Source organism: Bacillus sp. ISL-4 (genome assembly GCF_018613275.1).
Taxonomy (GTDB): domain Bacteria; phylum Bacillota; class Bacilli; order Bacillales; family DSM-1321; genus Peribacillus; species Peribacillus simplex_E.
The window spans coordinates 117,372-133,984 of the sequence record NZ_JAGGQN010000013.1 but is presented as its reverse complement, the minus strand read 5'-3'; the positions used below and the strand labels follow the sequence as shown (position 1 = coordinate 133,984).

14 protein-coding genes, 1 riboswitch and 1 other annotated feature are annotated in these 16,613 nt (G+C 42.5%); of the genes, 10 read left to right on the top strand and 4 right to left on the bottom strand.

Features of this window, described 5'->3' with window-relative positions:
• Nucleotides 1–53 precede the first annotated feature (53 nt).
• Nucleotides 54–270: a binding site (T-box leader), on the top strand.
• Nucleotides 271–336: 66 nt separating this feature from the next.
• Complete coding sequence (gene tyrS / locus J7J00_RS12340) at nucleotides 337–1,593, top strand: tyrosine--tRNA ligase (RefSeq protein ID WP_214790994.1); 1,257 nt, start codon at nucleotides 337–339, stop codon at nucleotides 1,591–1,593.
• Between the two features lie 97 nt (nucleotides 1,594–1,690).
• Here tyrS and rpsD read toward each other — a convergent pair whose 3' ends face one another.
• Together rpsD and J7J00_RS12330 are read right to left on the bottom strand one after the other, a co-directional pair.
• Nucleotides 1,691–2,293: a 30S ribosomal protein S4 gene (rpsD, locus tag J7J00_RS12335; RefSeq protein WP_063232686.1), complete on the bottom strand. Its 603-nt coding sequence runs from the start codon at nucleotides 2,291–2,293 to the stop codon at nucleotides 1,691–1,693.
• 529 nt (nucleotides 2,294–2,822) lie between these two features.
• On the bottom strand, nucleotides 2,823–3,302 hold the full coding sequence (locus tag J7J00_RS12330) for a GAF domain-containing protein (RefSeq protein WP_214790992.1): 480 nt from the start codon (nucleotides 3,300–3,302) through the stop codon (nucleotides 2,823–2,825).
• A 154-nt stretch (nucleotides 3,303–3,456) separates the two neighbouring features.
• On the opposite strand from J7J00_RS12330, the gene refZ reads away from it, so the two are divergent.
• The gene (refZ, locus tag J7J00_RS12325) at nucleotides 3,457–4,113 is read left to right on the top strand and encodes a forespore capture DNA-binding protein RefZ (protein WP_214790990.1); all 657 of its coding nucleotides are present in this window, start codon (nucleotides 3,457–3,459) and stop codon (nucleotides 4,111–4,113) included.
• A 1-nt stretch (nucleotide 4,114) separates the two neighbouring features.
• Here refZ and hisJ read toward each other — a convergent pair whose 3' ends face one another.
• On the bottom strand, nucleotides 4,115–4,918 hold the full coding sequence (gene hisJ / locus J7J00_RS12320) for a histidinol-phosphatase HisJ (protein ID WP_214790988.1): 804 nt from the start codon (nucleotides 4,916–4,918) through the stop codon (nucleotides 4,115–4,117).
• A 166-nt stretch (nucleotides 4,919–5,084) separates the two neighbouring features.
• Between hisJ and ezrA the strand changes: the two genes are divergently transcribed.
• The 7 genes from ezrA to rarD all read left to right on the top strand — a co-directional run bounded on the left by ezrA (nucleotide 5,085) and on the right by rarD (nucleotide 14,140).
• Nucleotides 5,085–6,779: a septation ring formation regulator EzrA gene (gene ezrA, locus J7J00_RS12315; protein WP_214790986.1), complete on the top strand. Its 1,695-nt coding sequence runs from the start codon at nucleotides 5,085–5,087 to the stop codon at nucleotides 6,777–6,779.
• A gap of 232 nt (nucleotides 6,780–7,011) precedes the next feature.
• Nucleotides 7,012–8,160 carry a cysteine desulfurase family protein gene (locus J7J00_RS12310; protein ID WP_214790984.1) on the top strand — a complete coding sequence of 383 codons (1,149 nt, stop codon included), beginning with the start codon at nucleotides 7,012–7,014 and terminating at the stop codon, nucleotides 8,158–8,160.
• Nucleotides 8,157–9,368: a tRNA uracil 4-sulfurtransferase ThiI gene (gene thiI, locus J7J00_RS12305; protein ID WP_214790982.1), complete on the top strand. Its 1,212-nt coding sequence runs from the start codon at nucleotides 8,157–8,159 to the stop codon at nucleotides 9,366–9,368. The genes J7J00_RS12310 and thiI overlap by 4 nt, the downstream gene beginning before the upstream one ends.
• A gap of 82 nt (nucleotides 9,369–9,450) precedes the next feature.
• On the top strand, nucleotides 9,451–9,657 hold the full coding sequence (locus J7J00_RS12300; RefSeq protein ID WP_137018142.1) for an alpha/beta-type small acid-soluble spore protein: 207 nt from the start codon (nucleotides 9,451–9,453) through the stop codon (nucleotides 9,655–9,657).
• Between the two features lie 135 nt (nucleotides 9,658–9,792).
• On the top strand, nucleotides 9,793–11,376 hold the full coding sequence (gene mbcS, locus J7J00_RS12295; RefSeq protein ID WP_214790980.1) for an acyl-CoA synthetase MbcS: 1,584 nt from the start codon (nucleotides 9,793–9,795) through the stop codon (nucleotides 11,374–11,376).
• 152 nt (nucleotides 11,377–11,528) lie between these two features.
• Complete coding sequence (locus tag J7J00_RS12290) at nucleotides 11,529–13,130, top strand: amidohydrolase (protein WP_214790978.1); 1,602 nt, start codon at nucleotides 11,529–11,531, stop codon at nucleotides 13,128–13,130.
• Between the two features lie 80 nt (nucleotides 13,131–13,210).
• On the top strand, nucleotides 13,211–14,140 hold the full coding sequence (rarD, locus tag J7J00_RS12285; RefSeq protein WP_214790977.1) for an EamA family transporter RarD: 930 nt from the start codon (nucleotides 13,211–13,213) through the stop codon (nucleotides 14,138–14,140).
• A gap of 93 nt (nucleotides 14,141–14,233) precedes the next feature.
• On the opposite strand, the gene J7J00_RS12280 is transcribed toward rarD, so the two are convergent.
• Nucleotides 14,234–15,061: a protein-glutamine gamma-glutamyltransferase gene (locus J7J00_RS12280; protein ID WP_286201311.1), complete on the bottom strand. Its 828-nt coding sequence runs from the start codon at nucleotides 15,059–15,061 to the stop codon at nucleotides 14,234–14,236.
• 302 nt (nucleotides 15,062–15,363) lie between these two features.
• A riboswitch (TPP riboswitch) is annotated at nucleotides 15,364–15,473 on the top strand.
• Between the two features lie 134 nt (nucleotides 15,474–15,607).
• On the opposite strand from J7J00_RS12280, the gene J7J00_RS12275 reads away from it, so the two are divergent.
• Entirely contained in the window at nucleotides 15,608–16,612 is a 1,005-nt protein-coding gene (locus J7J00_RS12275; protein WP_214790976.1) for an ABC transporter substrate-binding protein, read from the top strand.
• Nucleotide 16,613 lies beyond the last annotated feature (1 nt).

Here is a 16,613-nt window from a genome sequence, read left to right as displayed (position 1 = left end):
GACAAGGATTCTTATGTATGATAAAAGTTTATTAACAATAATAAAATGATTAAATGATCGCGATGATAGGACCCAGTAGTCAGACTATCCCTGTTTCAGAGAGCCGGTGGTTAGTGGAAATCGGTACAAATGGTATGATGAATTACTTCCTTGAGCATTTGCTGTGAAATGATTAGTAGCAGGAAACGGTTGACGGCCGTTATTCGTCTTGAGCGGAGGGCATATTATGTCCTCAAGTTGGGTGGTACCGCGAATTCATTCGTCCCTTCATATTTATGAAGGGGCGTTTTTGTGTGCTTTTTGCGGGTTTTTTCTAAGATGGAGGAGGAATATTTAATGGAATTGCTTAAAGACCTCGAGTGGAGAGGGATTATTTATCAACAAACGGATGAAGAGGGTTTTAAGGCCCTTTTAGAAAAAGAAAAAATTTCTTTATACTGTGGTGTCGATCCAACTGCGGATAGTATGCACATCGGACATCTATTGCCATTCTTGACATTGCGCCGTTTCCAGCAGCACGGTCATCGTCCACTTGTGCTAGTAGGCGGTGCGACTGGACTTATTGGTGATCCAAGCGGTAAAAAAGAGGAACGCCAGCTGCAAACTCTGGAAAAAGTGCTTTATAATGCAGACTGCATAAAAGGGCAGCTATCCCACATCTTTGAATTCGACGGTGAAAATGGTGCGGTCATGGTAAATAACTATGACTGGATAGGTAAAATCGATATGGTTACATTCTTGCGTGATTACGGGAAATACATCGGCATTAACTACATGCTGGCAAAAGATACGGTTGCTTCCCGCTTGGATACGGGAATTTCCTTTACTGAATTTGCGTACACGATCTTACAAGGAATTGATTTCGGTCATTTATACAGCAATTACGACTGTAAATTGCAAATTGGCGGCAGTGATCAATGGGGCAACATTACGACCGGTCTTGAAATGATCAGGAAATCCAATGATGAGAATGCTAAAGCATTCGGTATGACGATCCCGCTCGTAACGAAAGCGGATGGAACGAAATTCGGTAAGACGGAAGGCGGAGCGATTTGGCTTGACCCGGAAAAGACGACTCCGTATGAATTTTACCAATTCTGGATCAATACAGCCGATGCTGATGTCGTGAAATACCTGAAATTCTTCACATTCCTATCTCGTGAGGCGATTGAAGAGTTAGAGCAATCCGTACAGTCCGAACCGCATTTGCGTAAAGCCCAAAAAGCTTTAGGGGAAGAAATGACCCGTTTGATTCATGGTCAGGAAGCTCTTGACCAAGCAATCAAAATCTCTGCAGCCCTATTCAGCGGTGAGGTGAAGAATTTAAGTGCAGCGGAAATCAAATTGGGCTTTAAAGATGTCCCTAGCTTCGAACGTGAAAGCAAAGAAGATATCGGTTTGGTCGATTTAATCGTTGAAGCGAAAATTTCGCCATCAAAGCGTCAAGCCCGTGAAGATATTCAGAATGGGGCAATCTCCATTAATGGGGAGAAAGTGACTGATCTGCAGTATGTAGTGACGGAAACTGCCAAGATTGAAGGGGAGTTCATCCTCGTTCGTCGCGGCAAGAAGAAATACACATTAGTGAAATGATTGTTCAAGGCCCGGCTGAATCCCAGCCGGGCCTTGTCATGCAAGGGTGTTTAGGTGTAAAAAAAACCCCATCCAAGGATGAGGTTTTTTGAAGTTATTAACGAGAGTAGAACTCAACGATAAGAGCTTCGTTAATTTCAGCAGGCAATTCAGAACGTTCTGGTAAACGAGTGAAAGTACCTTCTAATTTCTCAGCATCGAAAGTAAGGAAATCAGGAACGAAGTTAGTTGCTTCAACTGATTCTTTGATGATTGAGAAGTTGCGTGATTTTTCACGAACTGCGATTGTTTGTCCAAGAGACACTTTGTAAGATGGAATGTCTACGCGGCTTCCGTCTACAGTGATGTGACCGTGGTTAACAAGTTGACGAGCTTGACGACGTGTACGAGCTAAACCAAGACGGTAAACTAGGTTGTCAAGACGTGATTCAAGAAGAATCATGAAGTTTTCACCATGAACACCTTTAAGTTTGCCAGCGCGGTCGAACATTGAACGGAATTGACGTTCAGTGATTCCGTACATGTGACGAAGTTTTTGTTTCTCTTGCAGTTGCATTCCGTATTCAGAAATTTTTCTGCGTTGGTTAGGACCATGTTGTCCTGGAGCATAAGGGCGTTTTTCTAATTCTTTACCAGTACCTGTTAGGGAAATTCCTAAACGACGGGATAGTTTCCAGCTTGGGCCAGTATAACGAGCCATAGGATGACTCCTCCTTTAAATGTTTTTATTTTGGTAAAATAAAAACCGTGTGAATGTACGATCATGACCATTTTGTTTTCATGTACCTTCGCCCTAGCAGCAGAGAGTTACGAGATACACCTCTGTATTGAGGAACAAAATGAGAACATAAAGGCTGTCACATAGGCTGCAATATTTTACACAAGGAGTATTGTATAATATTCTGCTCAATGAGTCAAGGACAGTTGTGATTTATTAAGGAATGGATAAAGAGAATCACGGCATGAAAATACAAAATATTAAAAAAATGCAATTTATAGAGAGGTTTTTTCCATTGTAAGCATTATGAATAATGCTTACAAAAATTATGGATGGTTTGAGACATTTCTTGGGTGCCTATGCCATGGGTGTGGTTCATTCTTTGCTTAAAATGTCAAAAGGGTCGATGAGGGATTTTATATTGCGAAAAATTCAGGAAAGGACCTGGTACATGTACAACGGGTCCTGTATTGGAAAAGGGAGCAGGCAAGGTTTGCAGCTCCCTTTTACTTTATAGATGATTGGAAAGGATATCAGCGAACTTTTCCAGTCCTTGCTGATCCATTTCGTCAAAACGGTCCGTTATCGGGCTGTCGATATCGAGGACACCGAGCAATTTGCCATCCTTCATAAGCGGTATGACAATTTCAGATCTTGATGCCGCATCGCAGGCGATATGTCCAGGGAATTGGTGGACATCCTCTACGCGCAGGGTTTTTTCAGTTGCCGCTGAAGTCCCGCATACGCCCTTGCCTATTGGGATGCGGACACAGGCTGGAAGACCTTGAAAGGGTCCTAGAATTAATTGGCCTTCTTCATATAAATAAAAGCCTACCCAGTTAATCTCATCGAGAAAAAGATTAAGTAAAGCTGCCGCATTGCTTAAATTGGCTATTTGGTTCGTTTCATCTTCGATTAATGCAAGTAGTTGTTTTTGGACCAGTTCATAGTTTTTTTCTTTTTTTCCTTGATACATTTCGACATTAAACAAAAGCGTTCACCTGTCTTCCGCATATTTTTACAGCACTATCTAATCATGATGCTTTATTGTTGGGAAATTGTCGAGAACTTACTAAAGGATTCAGGCTCTTCCGTGAAGAAGTAGTCCACAAGACTTGTCTCAAAGAAAGCGAGGGATTGCCTAAATGAATCGCCAGACGCCAACGAAACAAGCCATTGTGGAAGCTGCATTGCATTTATTTCATTTAAAAGGCTATCATGCTACATCCATACGGGATATTGCGAATAAAGCGAAAGTGAACGCTGCAAATATTGCCTACTATTTTAAGAATAAACAGGGGTTGCTGGAATTCTGTTTCATTTCCTATTTAGAAGAGTATATCCTGGTCCTTGATAAGAACATGACATTGCTCGAACTTAAAGGCCCGCAGCATTGCTTGATGAATCTTGTAAAGGAAATTCTTGCTTTCCAGAGGGAAAACTTCCTTGCTGCACGGTTCATATATGGAGAATCTTCACTCGATTCCAATTTAAACCGCGAAATTCATTCGACTTATTTTACTAAGGAAAAGTCTTATTTTCAATATATTTTGGAACAAGGAATCAAGAGCAGGAGTTTCCAGCAGGTCTCCGTTCCCATGTATATGCTGCAGTTGAAGGGATTATTGACGGCCCCTGTCCTGCATACTCATTATGCGATGGATGTGCTTCATGTCTTCCCGCAGGAAGCCTATTACACGAATATTTATGCCAATGAAGTCGGACGTTTTCTGCAAAATACCCTTTTCATTGCCGAAGACTTACAGCCACTGTTAGCCGGCCGGCCTGAAGTGTATACATGAGTTACCCTTTAAAACCTGCAATCAGTGCCTGATGGCCCTGACCCAAATCTTTAGCCTGATGGGCATCGGAACCGTAAATAAGCGGAATTCCGAGATCTAAAGCACGTTTTGCAAATCGTTCAGGAGGATAGGGCTCACCGCATAGCGGCTTTACAAGCCCGGCTCCATTATAATCTAGTTCATACCTTTGATCCTTAATCATGTCGAGAACCTTGTAAACCCGCTCGTCAAAACTTGATGCCGGCGGATATCGATGCTGGAACTTATGGACAAGCGTAATGTGCCCGATCCGTTTTGGTTTATATATGCCTAAATCAGCTTCTATTGATTTTTCCAGTGTATCGTAATATTTGGTATAAACCGAATCCACTGAACCTAGTTCAGTGGCAATCTCACCAAACCCATTATCGCTGAAATCGATGCAATGCCAACTGTTTTGATGTTTGATGAAGTGGACGGAAAGTATACTATCATCAAGGAATTCTCCGATTTCGTCGAGGAATGCTTTTGTTTCATTTTCATACCCCTCTATAAAGTCAACCTCGAGGCCTGTTTTGATCAGGATTTTGTCTTTATAGCGTTCTTTCAGTACGCGGAGCTCTTGAAAGTAATCCAGGAGCAGGGCAGCGTCCATGCCGCTGTCTTTTTCAGGCGTAGGATCTAGAAAATTTCGTGGCAATGGAGCATGTTCCGTAAATGTGATTTCCTTTAATCCTAGCTCGATTCCCCGCGTAATATATTCATCGAATTTATCCGTAGAGCCGTGTGGGCAAAACGGAGTGTGCACATGACCGTCAACTTTCATGGTTCTTCCCTCCCAAAAAACAGGTATTTGTAGCAATTTTCTACAAAAAAATCATTTTTCTCGTCAAAAATTATTGCTAACATGGTATCATAAAAGCATTAAATTTAACATTTTTAAAATTGATATAAACGAGCAAGACTGTAAGGACTAGAACAGGGGGCTTACCATGGATTACATAATTGGGGTAATTGTATTAATTTTGATTTTCATCATTTGGGGTTATTTTTTCAAAAAGAGATATTTTAAAGAAATCGATCGACTGGAATCCTGGAAAATAAGCATCATGCACCGCCCCGTGCTGGAAGAGCTTTCTAAAGTCAAACAATTGAACATGACAGGTGAAACAGAGGAAATGTTCGAAAACTGGCGCATTGAATGGGACGCCATCATTACGGATCATATGCCCGAAGTCGAAGAGCTTTTATTCGATGCCGAGGAATTGGTTGATAAATACCGTTTCAGCCGATCAAAAGAGGTACAGCGCAAAATTACAGTCAAGCTGAATGAAATCGAGGAAATGATCAAAAAGATCTTATACGAACTGAATGAACTTGTAGGCAGTGAGGAAAAGAATCGATTGGAAATTGAGGATATCAAAGAATCCTATCGTCAATTGAAGAAATCCCTGCTTGCTCACAGGCATAATTATGGGAAAGCGGCTGATAAGCTGGAAAATTCCTTGGATGAAGTAGTGCAAATCCTCCAAAAGTATGAAGAAGAGACCGTGAACGGCAATTATTTGAATGCGAGGGAGCTTGTTCTATCCATTAAGGAAAAATTGGCGGTTCTGTCAGTTAAAATGGAAATGCTCCCAAAATTATTGGTAGATAGCCAATCAGAGCTGCATTCCCAGCTTCATGAATTGAAGGATGGTTATGAGGAGATGTCAGGACAAGGTTATCTGTTGACCCATATCCAATTCGAGCTGGAAATATCACGGCTTGAGGAAGAACTGGAACTATATAAAACACAATTGGAAAATGCCGAAACGGAAGCCGTGGAAAAGGGCATTAAGGAAATGCGTGAAAGCATTGAGGTGCTTTATGACCTTTTGGAAAAAGAAGTACTTTCAAAACAGTATATCTTGAAAAATGATGAAGTTCTCAGAAAAACGTTAAGTGACCTTGAATATGAAAACGATAAACTTAAAGTTGAAACCATACATGTTCAACACACATATCACTTGACGGAAAATGAGCTCGATGCACAACGGAAAATGGAAAAGCAGATTGCCCAGATTTCGAAACGCCATCAATTGCTCGTCTTGAAAATGGAGGATAATGTGATGGCAAGCTCCCTTATCAGCGAAGAGATGCAGGGGCTGGAGGCACAGTTGAAGGAATTACAGGAAAATCAGAAAGACTTTACCCTTAAATTACAGGCTTTACGAAAAGATGAAATGGATGCCAGGGATGCATTGGCCGAATTGAAACGCAAAATGGTCGATACTGGACGTTTAATTGCCAAAAGCAATATTCCAGGTCTTCCAGAAGAGTATAAAGTGGTGCTTCAGGACGCCAAAGAAAGCATGGATGACGTTCAGGGGAAACTTGAAGAAAAGCCGCTTGACATGGCCGTTGTTTATATTTATTTGGAAAAGGCGGTTCAACAGGTGAATAGGGTCCACGAAAAAGCCAGTGAATTGATCGAACATATGTATTTGGCCGAAAAGGTGATCCAATTCGGAAATCGCTATCGTAGCAGTCACGAAATGGTTGCCGAGAGTCTTAGGGAGGCCGAGGCCAAATTCCGAAGCTACGAATATCAAGCCGCATTGGAAACGGCAGCCACGGCCATAGAAAAGGTCGACCCAGGCAGTTTACAAAAAATCGGGGCGAACATAGAAGAAGTCCTTTCCTAAAAAACCCGCCATGGCGGGTTTTTTTCTTTTACAGGACCCTGAATAGACTAGCCGGGAAGTTAAATCATTCTGCAGGAATAAAAAGAAGCAGGTCTCCTATCATTCAGTGGACCAGTGTTTTACATTCTCTTTCAAATTCAATTATGTTAATATTAGAAGTTGCAACAGCAACAATGAAACTTATATTTAGTAGAGTGACCATCATAGATACAAAAACATGGAAGGTGAACCCATGATTTATTTTGATAATAGTGCAACAACAAAACCATATCCCGAAGTAATCGAATCATTCATGAAGGTTACTTCGGACTATTTCGGGAACCCCTCTTCGCTTCATGGACTTGGGGTGCAATCCGAAAAACTGCTTACCGCTGCAAGAAAGCAGATCGCTGATTTATTAAAGGTGAAGAGTTCGGAAATATATTTCACTTCCGGGGGTACGGAAGGAAATAATCTTGCCATTAAAGGGGCCGCCCACTCTCAGGGAAATCGCGGCAAACACATAATCACGACAGCGATTGAACATCCTTCTGTAGAAGATGCATGCCAATCATTGACGAAAATGGGCTTTGAGATCACATATCTTCCCGTTAACCAATTTGGGCAAATCGATGTAACGGATCTTAAGGAAGCATTGAGGGAAGATACCATTTTGGTTTCTGTCATGCATGTTAATAATGAAGTTGGCTCGATACAGCCGATTGCTGAAATTGGCAAATTGTTAAAACAATACCCAAACGTGCTCTTTCATGTCGATAATGTACAGGGAACAGGCAAAGTTTCATTATCATTGCGTGAAGCCAATGTGGATTTATGTACAATTTCCGGCCACAAGGTTCACGGCTTGAAGGGGACGGGCATCCTTTATGTTCGTGAAGGCGTTCGGGTCGATCCGCTTTTCCATGGTGGCAATCAAGAAATGAAAATCAGGAGCGGCACCGAAAATGTTGCGGGAATCGTCGCCCTATCGAAGGCTTTGCGTATTAGTATGAACAATCAATTGCTGTATCATGATAAGCTGCAGCAAATCAAAACATATTTATATAAAGGGTTGAAGGAAATGGACGGGGTACTGCTTAACAGTCCTGAAGAGGGGGCACCCCATATTGTGAATTTTTCCGTTCCAGGGCTTAAATCCGAGGTATTGCTGCATGCACTAGAATCTGAAGGAATATATGTTTCGACGACCAGTGCCTGTTCTTCGAAAAAAAGGACGGTAAGCAAAACGGTGGATGCGATGTTCCATAATTCAGCCCGTTCCGAAAGCGTCATCCGAATCAGTACTACCTATAGCAATGAAATGGAAGAAACAAAGCATGTTCTGGCGGCGATACAGAAAATAGTCGCTAATTTAGAAAAAATAATGAGGGTTGCAAAATGAAATTTGATCATATAATTATCCGCTATGGAGAAATCTCCACGAAAAAAAGAAACCGTAAAGGCTTTGTAGACAAAATGAAGGCACATATCCGCTGGAGTTTAAAAGATATAGAAGGCGTAGTGCTTACTGCCAACCGGGAGCGGATGTACGTTCTCCTGAACGGTGCGGACCATAAGCCTGTCATTGAGCGGTTGAAAGGCATATTTGGGATTCAGTCATTAAGCCCTGCAATAAAAATAGAGCGTGATCTTGAAGTGATGAAAACGGCAGCATTGTATTATCTTAATCATACTCTTGAAGAGGTGAACACGTTCAAAATCACGACAAAACGCGCGGATAAGGATTTTCCATATAATACCGATGAAATTAACAGGGCAATCGGCGGGCATTTACTTCGAAATACAGAAGATTTAAAAGTGGATGTGAAGAACCCTGATTTGAACCTGCTAGTGGAAGTGAGACGCGAAGCCGTGTATTTGACAGGTGAAATCATCCAGGGGGCAGGCGGTCTTCCATTCGGTTCAAGCGGGAAGGCGATGCTGATGCTTTCAGGCGGGATTGATAGCCCTGTTGCGGGATTCCTTTCGATGAAACGAGGATTGGACGTGGAAGCGATCCATTTTTACAGCCCTCCGTTCACAAGCGAACGTTCACGTCAAAAGGTCATTGATTTGGCAGGTAAGCTTGCGGAAATAAATGGAAGCATGAAAGTGCATATCGTTCCATTTACGGAAATCCAATTATTGATTCAAAAACAAATCCCGGAAAACTACTCAATGACTACAACCCGGCGTTTAATGATGCGGGTCGCCGATCGAATCCGTGAAAAGGAAGAAGCCATGGCACTGATTACCGGTGAAAGCCTTGGACAGGTTGCGAGCCAGACGATGAGCAGCATGTTTGCTATCAATGAGGTGACGAATACACCGATCCTGCGTCCGCTGATTACCATGGATAAGACAGAAATCATCAAAATTGCAAGAGAGCTTGATACTTTTGAAATATCCAATCTGCCCTACGAGGATTGCTGTACGGTCTTTACGCCGGCAAGCCCAAAAACGAAACCGAAACGTGAAAAAGTCAATTACTATGAAAGCTTCGTCGACTTTGAATCCTTGATTGAAAAAGCGGTCTCCGAAACAGAAATATTAACGGTTAAACCTGGTCAGACTTTCGATAAGGAAGAAGCGATGGAAGACTTATTTTAATATCCTGTAATTACCAATAAAATTGTACGAATGAAGCCATGTGTTTTAACACACTCTATAATCACAAGGAGGTGAAAAACACATGGCAAACAACAACAGCTCAAACGAATTATTGGTACCTGGAGTGGAACAAGCTCTAGAACAAATGAAATATGAAATCGCTACAGAATTCGGCGTACAACTTGGTGCCGACACAACATCTCGCGCTAACGGTTCAGTTGGTGGAGAAATCACAAAACGCCTTGTTCAAATGGCTGAACAACAATTAGGCGGAGGATTCAACAGATAATTTAATAAACATGGCTACAGAGAGCGGGTTCTAACACCCGCTCTCTTTATTTGTTTGTAAAAATAAATAGAAATATTACAGAAGTATCTTGTATAATGAGTAGGTACTAAGAGTTCATAATTGGAGGGGAAGAATATGAAGCGTGAAGACTTATTGGCTCCGGAACATTACAACTTAGTGAGTGAAATGGAACGTTTTGCAAAAGATCCAGAAAAAGTTGCCGTCCTCTGGGAGAATGAAACCGGGGATAAAAAACAACTTACATATGAGAATTTATTAAAAAGTGCAAATAAGATCGGAAATGCCTTCAAGAAAAAAGGACTGGGTAAAGGTGATACGGTCCTTATCATAATCCCTCGTTTGGTGGAAGCTTATCAAGTGTATTTAGCCGCATTGAAAATTGGCATGATTGTCATACCTTGTTCCGAAATGCTTCGTGCGAAGGACTTGCAGTATCGAGTCAACCATGGTGATGTCAAAGGAATCATCAGTTATCATGAATATACTCATGAATTGAATGAAATAGAAGGGGCGGAAAGCCTCCTGAAATTTTCAATCGGAAAAAGTATCGAAAATTGGCTGGATTTGAATGAGCTTGCCGATGAGGAATCAGATCAGCTGACTATGGCCGACACGAAGAGTGAGGATATGGCGTTCTTATCGTATACTTCCGGAACGACAGGAAATCCAAAAGGGGTCGTCCATACACATGGATGGGCTTATGCCCATTTGAAAACGTCTGCAGCAAACTGGCTCGGCATCAGCGAAAATGATGTGGTTTGGGCAACTGCAGGCCCAGGGTGGCAAAAGTGGATCTGGAGTCCTTTCCTGGCGGTTCTGGGAACGGGAGCTGCCGGTCTTGCCTATCATGGGAAGTTCGAGGCGAAGAAATATCTTCAGCTGCTTCAGGACTACAAGGTGAATGCGTTATGCTGCACACCGACCGAGTATCGATTGATGGCAAAGGCGGATAACCTTGATGACTATGATTTATCCCATCTTCATAGTGCTGTATCAGCGGGAGAGCCTTTAAATCAAAAAGTGTTCGAGGTCTTTAAAAACCATTTCCATATTGAAGTGCGTGATGGATATGGACAGACCGAAAATACCCTGCTGGTAGGTGTAACGAAAGGCATGGAAATTAAATTGGGCTCCATGGGCAAACCGACTCCGGGCAACCATGTGGAAATCATTGATGATTCCGGTAAACCTTGTTCTCCTGGCATAGTGGGGGATATTGCCGTACATGTAGATACACCTGCTCTCTTTAAAGAATATTTCAAAGATCCCGAGCGGACATCGCAGCAATTCCGCGGGGACTATTATATCACCGGCGACCAAGCGAAAAAGGATGAAGATGGTTATTTCTGGTTTGAGGGTCGTTCTGATGATATCATCATCAGCTCGGGATATACGATTGGACCGTTTGAAGTGGAAGATGCACTCGTTAAGCATCCATTTGTTAAAGAGTGTGCCGTTATAGCAAGCCCTGATGAAATAAGGGGAAATGTGGTCAAGGCATATGTCGTCTTGATGGAGGACATCGATCCGAACAGCCAAGGCTTGATCCAGACGCTCCAATCGCACGTGAAAGAATTGACTGCCCCATATAAATATCCAAGGAAAATTGAATTTTTAGAAGAGCTGCCCAAAACGACATCAGGTAAAATCAAACGGGTGGATTTACGCAAAAGGGAAGAAGCACTCCTTAACAATTGATTGAAAGCATTACCGTCAGCCCCCACGGCTGGCGTTTTTTTATTAATAGGTGCTTGGATAAAAGCGTAAATATGGGAATTCATGATATGAGATGGTACACTTACTGCATATCTGCGCAGTAACAATCATTTAATAAGGAGTGTAAAGCCGGAATGGGAACGTTATGGTTCAATGGGTCGATTTATACGATGATTAAAGAAAACGATCAAGTGGAGGCAGTCTTCACAGAAAAGGGGGTAATTGTTGATACTGGCAGCCTGGACTATTTGAAAAATGAATATGCCGGCAATATTTCCAGGGAAATCGACTTAAAGGGACAAACGATGCTGCCGGGGTTAGTGGATAGTCACCTTCATTTGGTCGGGCATGGTGAAAGGCTGCTTCGTTTAGACCTCTCTTTGATGGATAGCAGGGAGTCCATCTTGAAATCCTTGAAGGAAAAGTGCTCAAAAACCCCGGCTGGAAAGTGGATTGTTGCCGAAGGGTGGAATGAGAATGAATGGCCGATTCCTGAATTGATTTTACGGGATGAGCTTGACGCGATATCGACAGAACATCCCATCGTATTGAAAAGGATTTGCCGTCATGCCTTGGTGGTCAATTCCCGCGCCCTTTTGGAAGCGGATATTAAAGAAGATATAAAAGAACCTTCAGGCGGGGTGATCTGCCGTTATCCTGACGGACGTTTAAATGGTTTATTTAAAGAAAGTCAGGCACAGAACCTTATTTTAGACAGCCTTCCCGGCATTGATCAAGAGTATATCGAAAACGCGCTCACAGAGGCCATAGAAGACGCATATAAGCTAGGTTTGACTGGCGGACATACTGAGGACCTCCATTATTACAATGGCTTCATGCCGACATATCAGGCGTTTAAATCGGTAATCGAGGACCGGGAAATGGCCTTTCGCGCCAATTTGCTCGTCCATCACGAAGCGTTTGAAGAAATGCTGGCAGCAGGCGGCGGCTATCAGAAAGGTACGCGATATATCAAATTCGACAGCATGAAGATATTTACCGACGGCTCCTTGGGCGGACGCACAGCCCTGTTGAGCGAGCCTTATGTAGATCAAGGGGATACGAATGGAGTCGCGATATTCACTGAAAACGAGCTTCAGGAATGGGTAGAAAAAGCAAGGGATGCCGGAATGCCGATTGCTGTCCATGCGATTGGCGATCTCGCTTTTGAATACGTCTTGAATGCAATAGAAGCCCTCCCCCCGAAAAAGGGGCAGAGGGACCGGCTCATCCATGCGCAGATTGTCCGGCCGGAGCTGTTGGAGCGGGCGGCAAAGCTGCCGGTAATCTTTGATATCCAACCGGGTTTCGTCCCGTCCGATTTCCCGTGGGTGGAAGAAAAGGTTCCAGCCGATCTATTGGAATCCTCCTATGCCTGGAAAACCTATTTGAAGTTGGGCATCATTTGTGCGGGAGGGTCGGATGCACCCATTGAACCATTAAATCCAATTTTGGGCATTCATGCAGCTGTTACAAGGATGAAAATCAACAGTGAGGACCGGACCGTATATGGCTTGGGCGAAAGGCTTTCCGTATACGAGGCTTTCGCACTGTATACAAAAGGGAGTGCTGCAGCAATCGGCCAGGAAAAACGTCGCGGTGTGATCATTGAAGGGTACGATGCCGATTTTACCGTGTTTAATCTGGATGTTTTTGCTGTTGCGCCGGATGATCTCCTAAAAGCTGAGGCGGTCATGACGGTCATCGATGACAAAATCATGTATGATAAAAAATAACAGTTGCAAAAAAAGAAATCGGAATACAAAATTGTTAGATGGAATTAGATAAAGGAATGTAAATGGAAAGAAGGCTTGTTATGAAAGTGGATGAACAAAAAGAAGGGGCAATCTATGCAGCCCTTTCTTACATGATGTGGGGAGTCGTGCCGATTTACTGGAAGTTCCTTCAGGGCGTCGGTGCAACAGAAATTTTAGCTCAGAGGGTATTATGGTCTTTCGTGTTCATGCTGGTTTTATTGATGTTCATGAAAAAATGGCAAGCGTTTCTTGTTTATGTCAAAAACATAATGGGAAATCCCAAACTCTTTACGGCATTACTAACGGCGTCTCTGCTTGTTACAGCTAATTGGGGAGTGTTCATCTGGGCCGTTAACTCAGGACGGATCCTCGACACGAGCCTTGGATATTATATCAATCCGCTAGTCAGTGTACTATTGGGAGTGATAGTCTTAAAAGAAAAATTGAGCAGGGCCCAAATCATTTCATTCCTGCTTGCAGGAATCGGAGTCTTGATCCTTGGCATTCATTTTGGCACGATACCGTGGATCTCTCTTGTTTTGGCCATGACGTTCGGATTATACGGTCTGGCAAAAAAAATGATCAAGGCCGAATCGGCAATCGGGCTGACGCTCGAAACGATGATGGTAACGCCTCTTGCCCTGGGTTACCTGATATACTTGATGAATCGGTCAGAAATGCAATTCTTTACAGAGGGAAGCACAAGCCTGCTGTTGGTGGGCGGCGGGATTGTCACGGCATTGCCTCTTTTATATTTTGCGAAAGGGGCGGAGAAGATCCCGTTATCGATGCTTGGCATTTTTCAGTATATCGCTCCGACCTTATCTTTATTGATTGGGGTATTCGTCTATCATGAAAGTTTTACCAAAGCACATCTTTTAGCCTTTTTCTTCATATGGTCAGCCTTGGCTGTTTATACATTATCCATAACGAAATGGGGTCAGGCAAGTGCCCGCAGGTTCAAAGGCAAAGGGAATATTGGTGCGTGAATAGCAAAAAATGCTTGGGAGATTTCTCGCCAAGCATTTTTTTTATGCCGGTATTTAATGAAACGGTTTTACGGCATATGGGAAATGCCATGGTCACGAAAGGTAAATATTGGAACCTACTTCAGAAACAATACAATTGGAAAGGCTGATAGGACTGTAATCGGGCTTTGCACGTGGGGGATTTAATTGGAATTGACTATAGAAGGAACTATCCAGGGAAATGATATGATCTGTCAGGAATGCTGATATGGTGGCGAACGGCTTTCTATTGCTATTTAATTCAGCGATGATTCCCTGTGAACTGGTAATCCCGATCCCATGGCCATAAAAGAGGTTATTTCCTAATAATATGGCATTTTCACCTTGCCATTCAGGAGTTGACTCATCGTGATCAGGGTTTTTGAAGTAAACGCAATCACCTGGTGAATAATCCCTTCCTTTATGAATGATGAGAGCCATATTTTGTGGAGGGTGCCAGTCATATAAAACTAGGTTTGAAAAAAGGGTGTCGAAATTCCTCGGGCCGATTAAATCCAAAATGGCCTTTAAAAAAGTGACGACTATCGCTGTCCCGCATTCGAAAGCATAAAGCCTTCCATTTATGAAAATGTCAACGAGTGCAGCATGAGGGAGAATCCCTGGCTGAAGGGTAAAGGTGCCATCCTTTGAAAGGCGCCAATATTGTTTATTGCTTTCCGATTCCTCAAGTGTGGAAAATTCTGCATTACTTTTATCCAACGCAATAGCTGCCGCAATGACTCGGTTCCTCAGTTGTATCTCGAAATTAAACTCTCCAAAATTCCGGAATTCAAGAACGTTAGAATCTTCCGCAAGCAATTGGACAATTTCAAGCGATTTAGCAGATGTTATTCCTGGTTGGATTTGACTGACATCTAACCATTTGTGATTAATCTTTATCATGATCATATCCACCTTTTGCTTATGAAATTAACGGTTTATAAAACCGGTAAACAAAAATGTCTACATGTAATGCTCATTATATGAATGCCAGCAAGGAATTGACTATTTGGAACGTGTCAGCCACCGTTGCAGCCGAGAATGATTGGAATGAAAAGAGGCAGAATTTTTTTCTTTCATTCCAATAGATGTTTTGCTAGATATCCTAAAGTGCAAGGAATACCTTTCCAATTAGCGAGAAGAAGCAAATTAGTATTCCTTTTTCCCAATGAATTGATATAATGAGAGAGAAAAGTTCATATGTGCGAGAAATGTAGGGGGGCCAGTACTGCTGGCTGAGATTGCATCCTTTAGATGCTGACTCTTTGAACCTGATCTGGATGATGCCAGCGGAGGGAACATATTATTACTGATTTTCTGTTTTGTATGTTAACGTCCGAATTCATCTTCGGGCGTTTTTTGCTTTTTTATCCAGTATTTGAATAAACCCTGGAGCCCCATTATGGTTCCGGCATATGGAACTTATATGATGTGTAGGAGGATAATGACTTGAATAAATTCTTGCCACTGTTAACTTCGTTGTTCCTTTTGGCTGGATGCGGTGCAGGCGGAACTAATGAAAAAGAAGAAGCATCTAAAAATGAAGGAAATGAAAAATTAAAAAAAGTATCGGTCGTGCTCGATTGGACACCGAATACAAACCATACAGGATTGTATGTAGCCAAGGAAAAAGGTTATTTTAAAGACCAAGGTCTTGATGTGGAAATTATCATGCCAGGTGAAGCCGGAGCTGATAAGCTTGTCGCTTCAGGGAAATCTGAATTTGGCGTGAGTTACCAGGAGGGCATAACGCAGGCCCGCGTGCAGGGCGTGCCGATTGTATCGGTAGCTGCCGTCATTCAGCATAATACCTCGGGATTCGCTTCCCCTGAGGCAAAGAACATTAAAACTCCCAAGGATTTTGAAGGGAAAACGTATGGTGGCTGGGGGTCTCCGGTTGAAAAGGCCATCATTGATTCACTCATGAAAAAAGAAAATGCGGATGTAAATAAAGTGGATATAGTCAATACAGGAGACACGGATTTTTTCACTTCGGTTAAAAGGGATATAGATTTTGCCTGGATTTATTATGGATGGACAGGCATTGAGGCTGAATTGCGAAATGAAAAGCTTAATATGGTTTACTTAACTGAATACTCTGATAAGCTTGATTACTATACGCCTGTATTAACTACGAATGAAAAGATGATAAAAGAAGATCCGGAGACTGTTAAAGCATTCGTTCAAGCAGCTTCGAAAGGGTACCAGTTTGCGATTAAGAATCCTGACGATGCAGCGGACATATTAATTAAGTCTGCACCGGATCTTGATGCAAAACTAGTGAAGAAAAGCCAGGAGTGGCTTGCAGACAAGTATCAGGATGATGCTCCGCGATGGGGTGAACAAAAGCTTGAAATTTGGAAGAATTACAGTGATTGGATGACTGAAAATAAGCTTCTTGAAGGTGATTTCGATCCTGAAAAGGCATTTACCAATGAATTTTTACCAAAATAGG

What these genes read in the sequence shown, in the direction of transcription:
- thiI (WP_214790982.1), top strand. Translation starts at nt 8,157, where the DNA reads ATGAAATTTGATCATATAATTATCCGCTATGGAGAAATCTCCACGAAA.
- mbcS (WP_214790980.1), top strand. Translation starts at nt 9,793, where the DNA reads ATGAAGCGTGAAGACTTATTGGCTCCGGAACATTACAACTTAGTGAGT.
- rpsD (WP_063232686.1), bottom strand. Translation starts at nt 2,293, where the DNA reads ATGGCTCGTTATACTGGCCCAAGCTGGAAACTATCCCGTCGTTTAGGA.
- tyrS (WP_214790994.1), top strand. Translation starts at nt 337, where the DNA reads ATGGAATTGCTTAAAGACCTCGAGTGGAGAGGGATTATTTATCAACAA.
- hisJ (WP_214790988.1), bottom strand. Translation starts at nt 4,918, where the DNA reads ATGAAAGTTGACGGTCATGTGCACACTCCGTTTTGCCCACACGGCTCT.
- rarD (WP_214790977.1), top strand. Translation starts at nt 13,211, where the DNA reads ATGAAAGTGGATGAACAAAAAGAAGGGGCAATCTATGCAGCCCTTTCT.
- refZ (WP_214790990.1), top strand. Translation starts at nt 3,457, where the DNA reads ATGAATCGCCAGACGCCAACGAAACAAGCCATTGTGGAAGCTGCATTG.
- J7J00_RS12290 (WP_214790978.1), top strand. Translation starts at nt 11,529, where the DNA reads ATGGGAACGTTATGGTTCAATGGGTCGATTTATACGATGATTAAAGAA.
- J7J00_RS12280 (WP_286201311.1), bottom strand. Translation starts at nt 15,061, where the DNA reads ATGATAAAGATTAATCACAAATGGTTAGATGTCAGTCAAATCCAACCA.
- J7J00_RS12300 (WP_137018142.1), top strand. Translation starts at nt 9,451, where the DNA reads ATGGCAAACAACAACAGCTCAAACGAATTATTGGTACCTGGAGTGGAA.
- J7J00_RS12310 (WP_214790984.1), top strand. Translation starts at nt 7,012, where the DNA reads ATGATTTATTTTGATAATAGTGCAACAACAAAACCATATCCCGAAGTA.
- ezrA (WP_214790986.1), top strand. Translation starts at nt 5,085, where the DNA reads ATGGATTACATAATTGGGGTAATTGTATTAATTTTGATTTTCATCATT.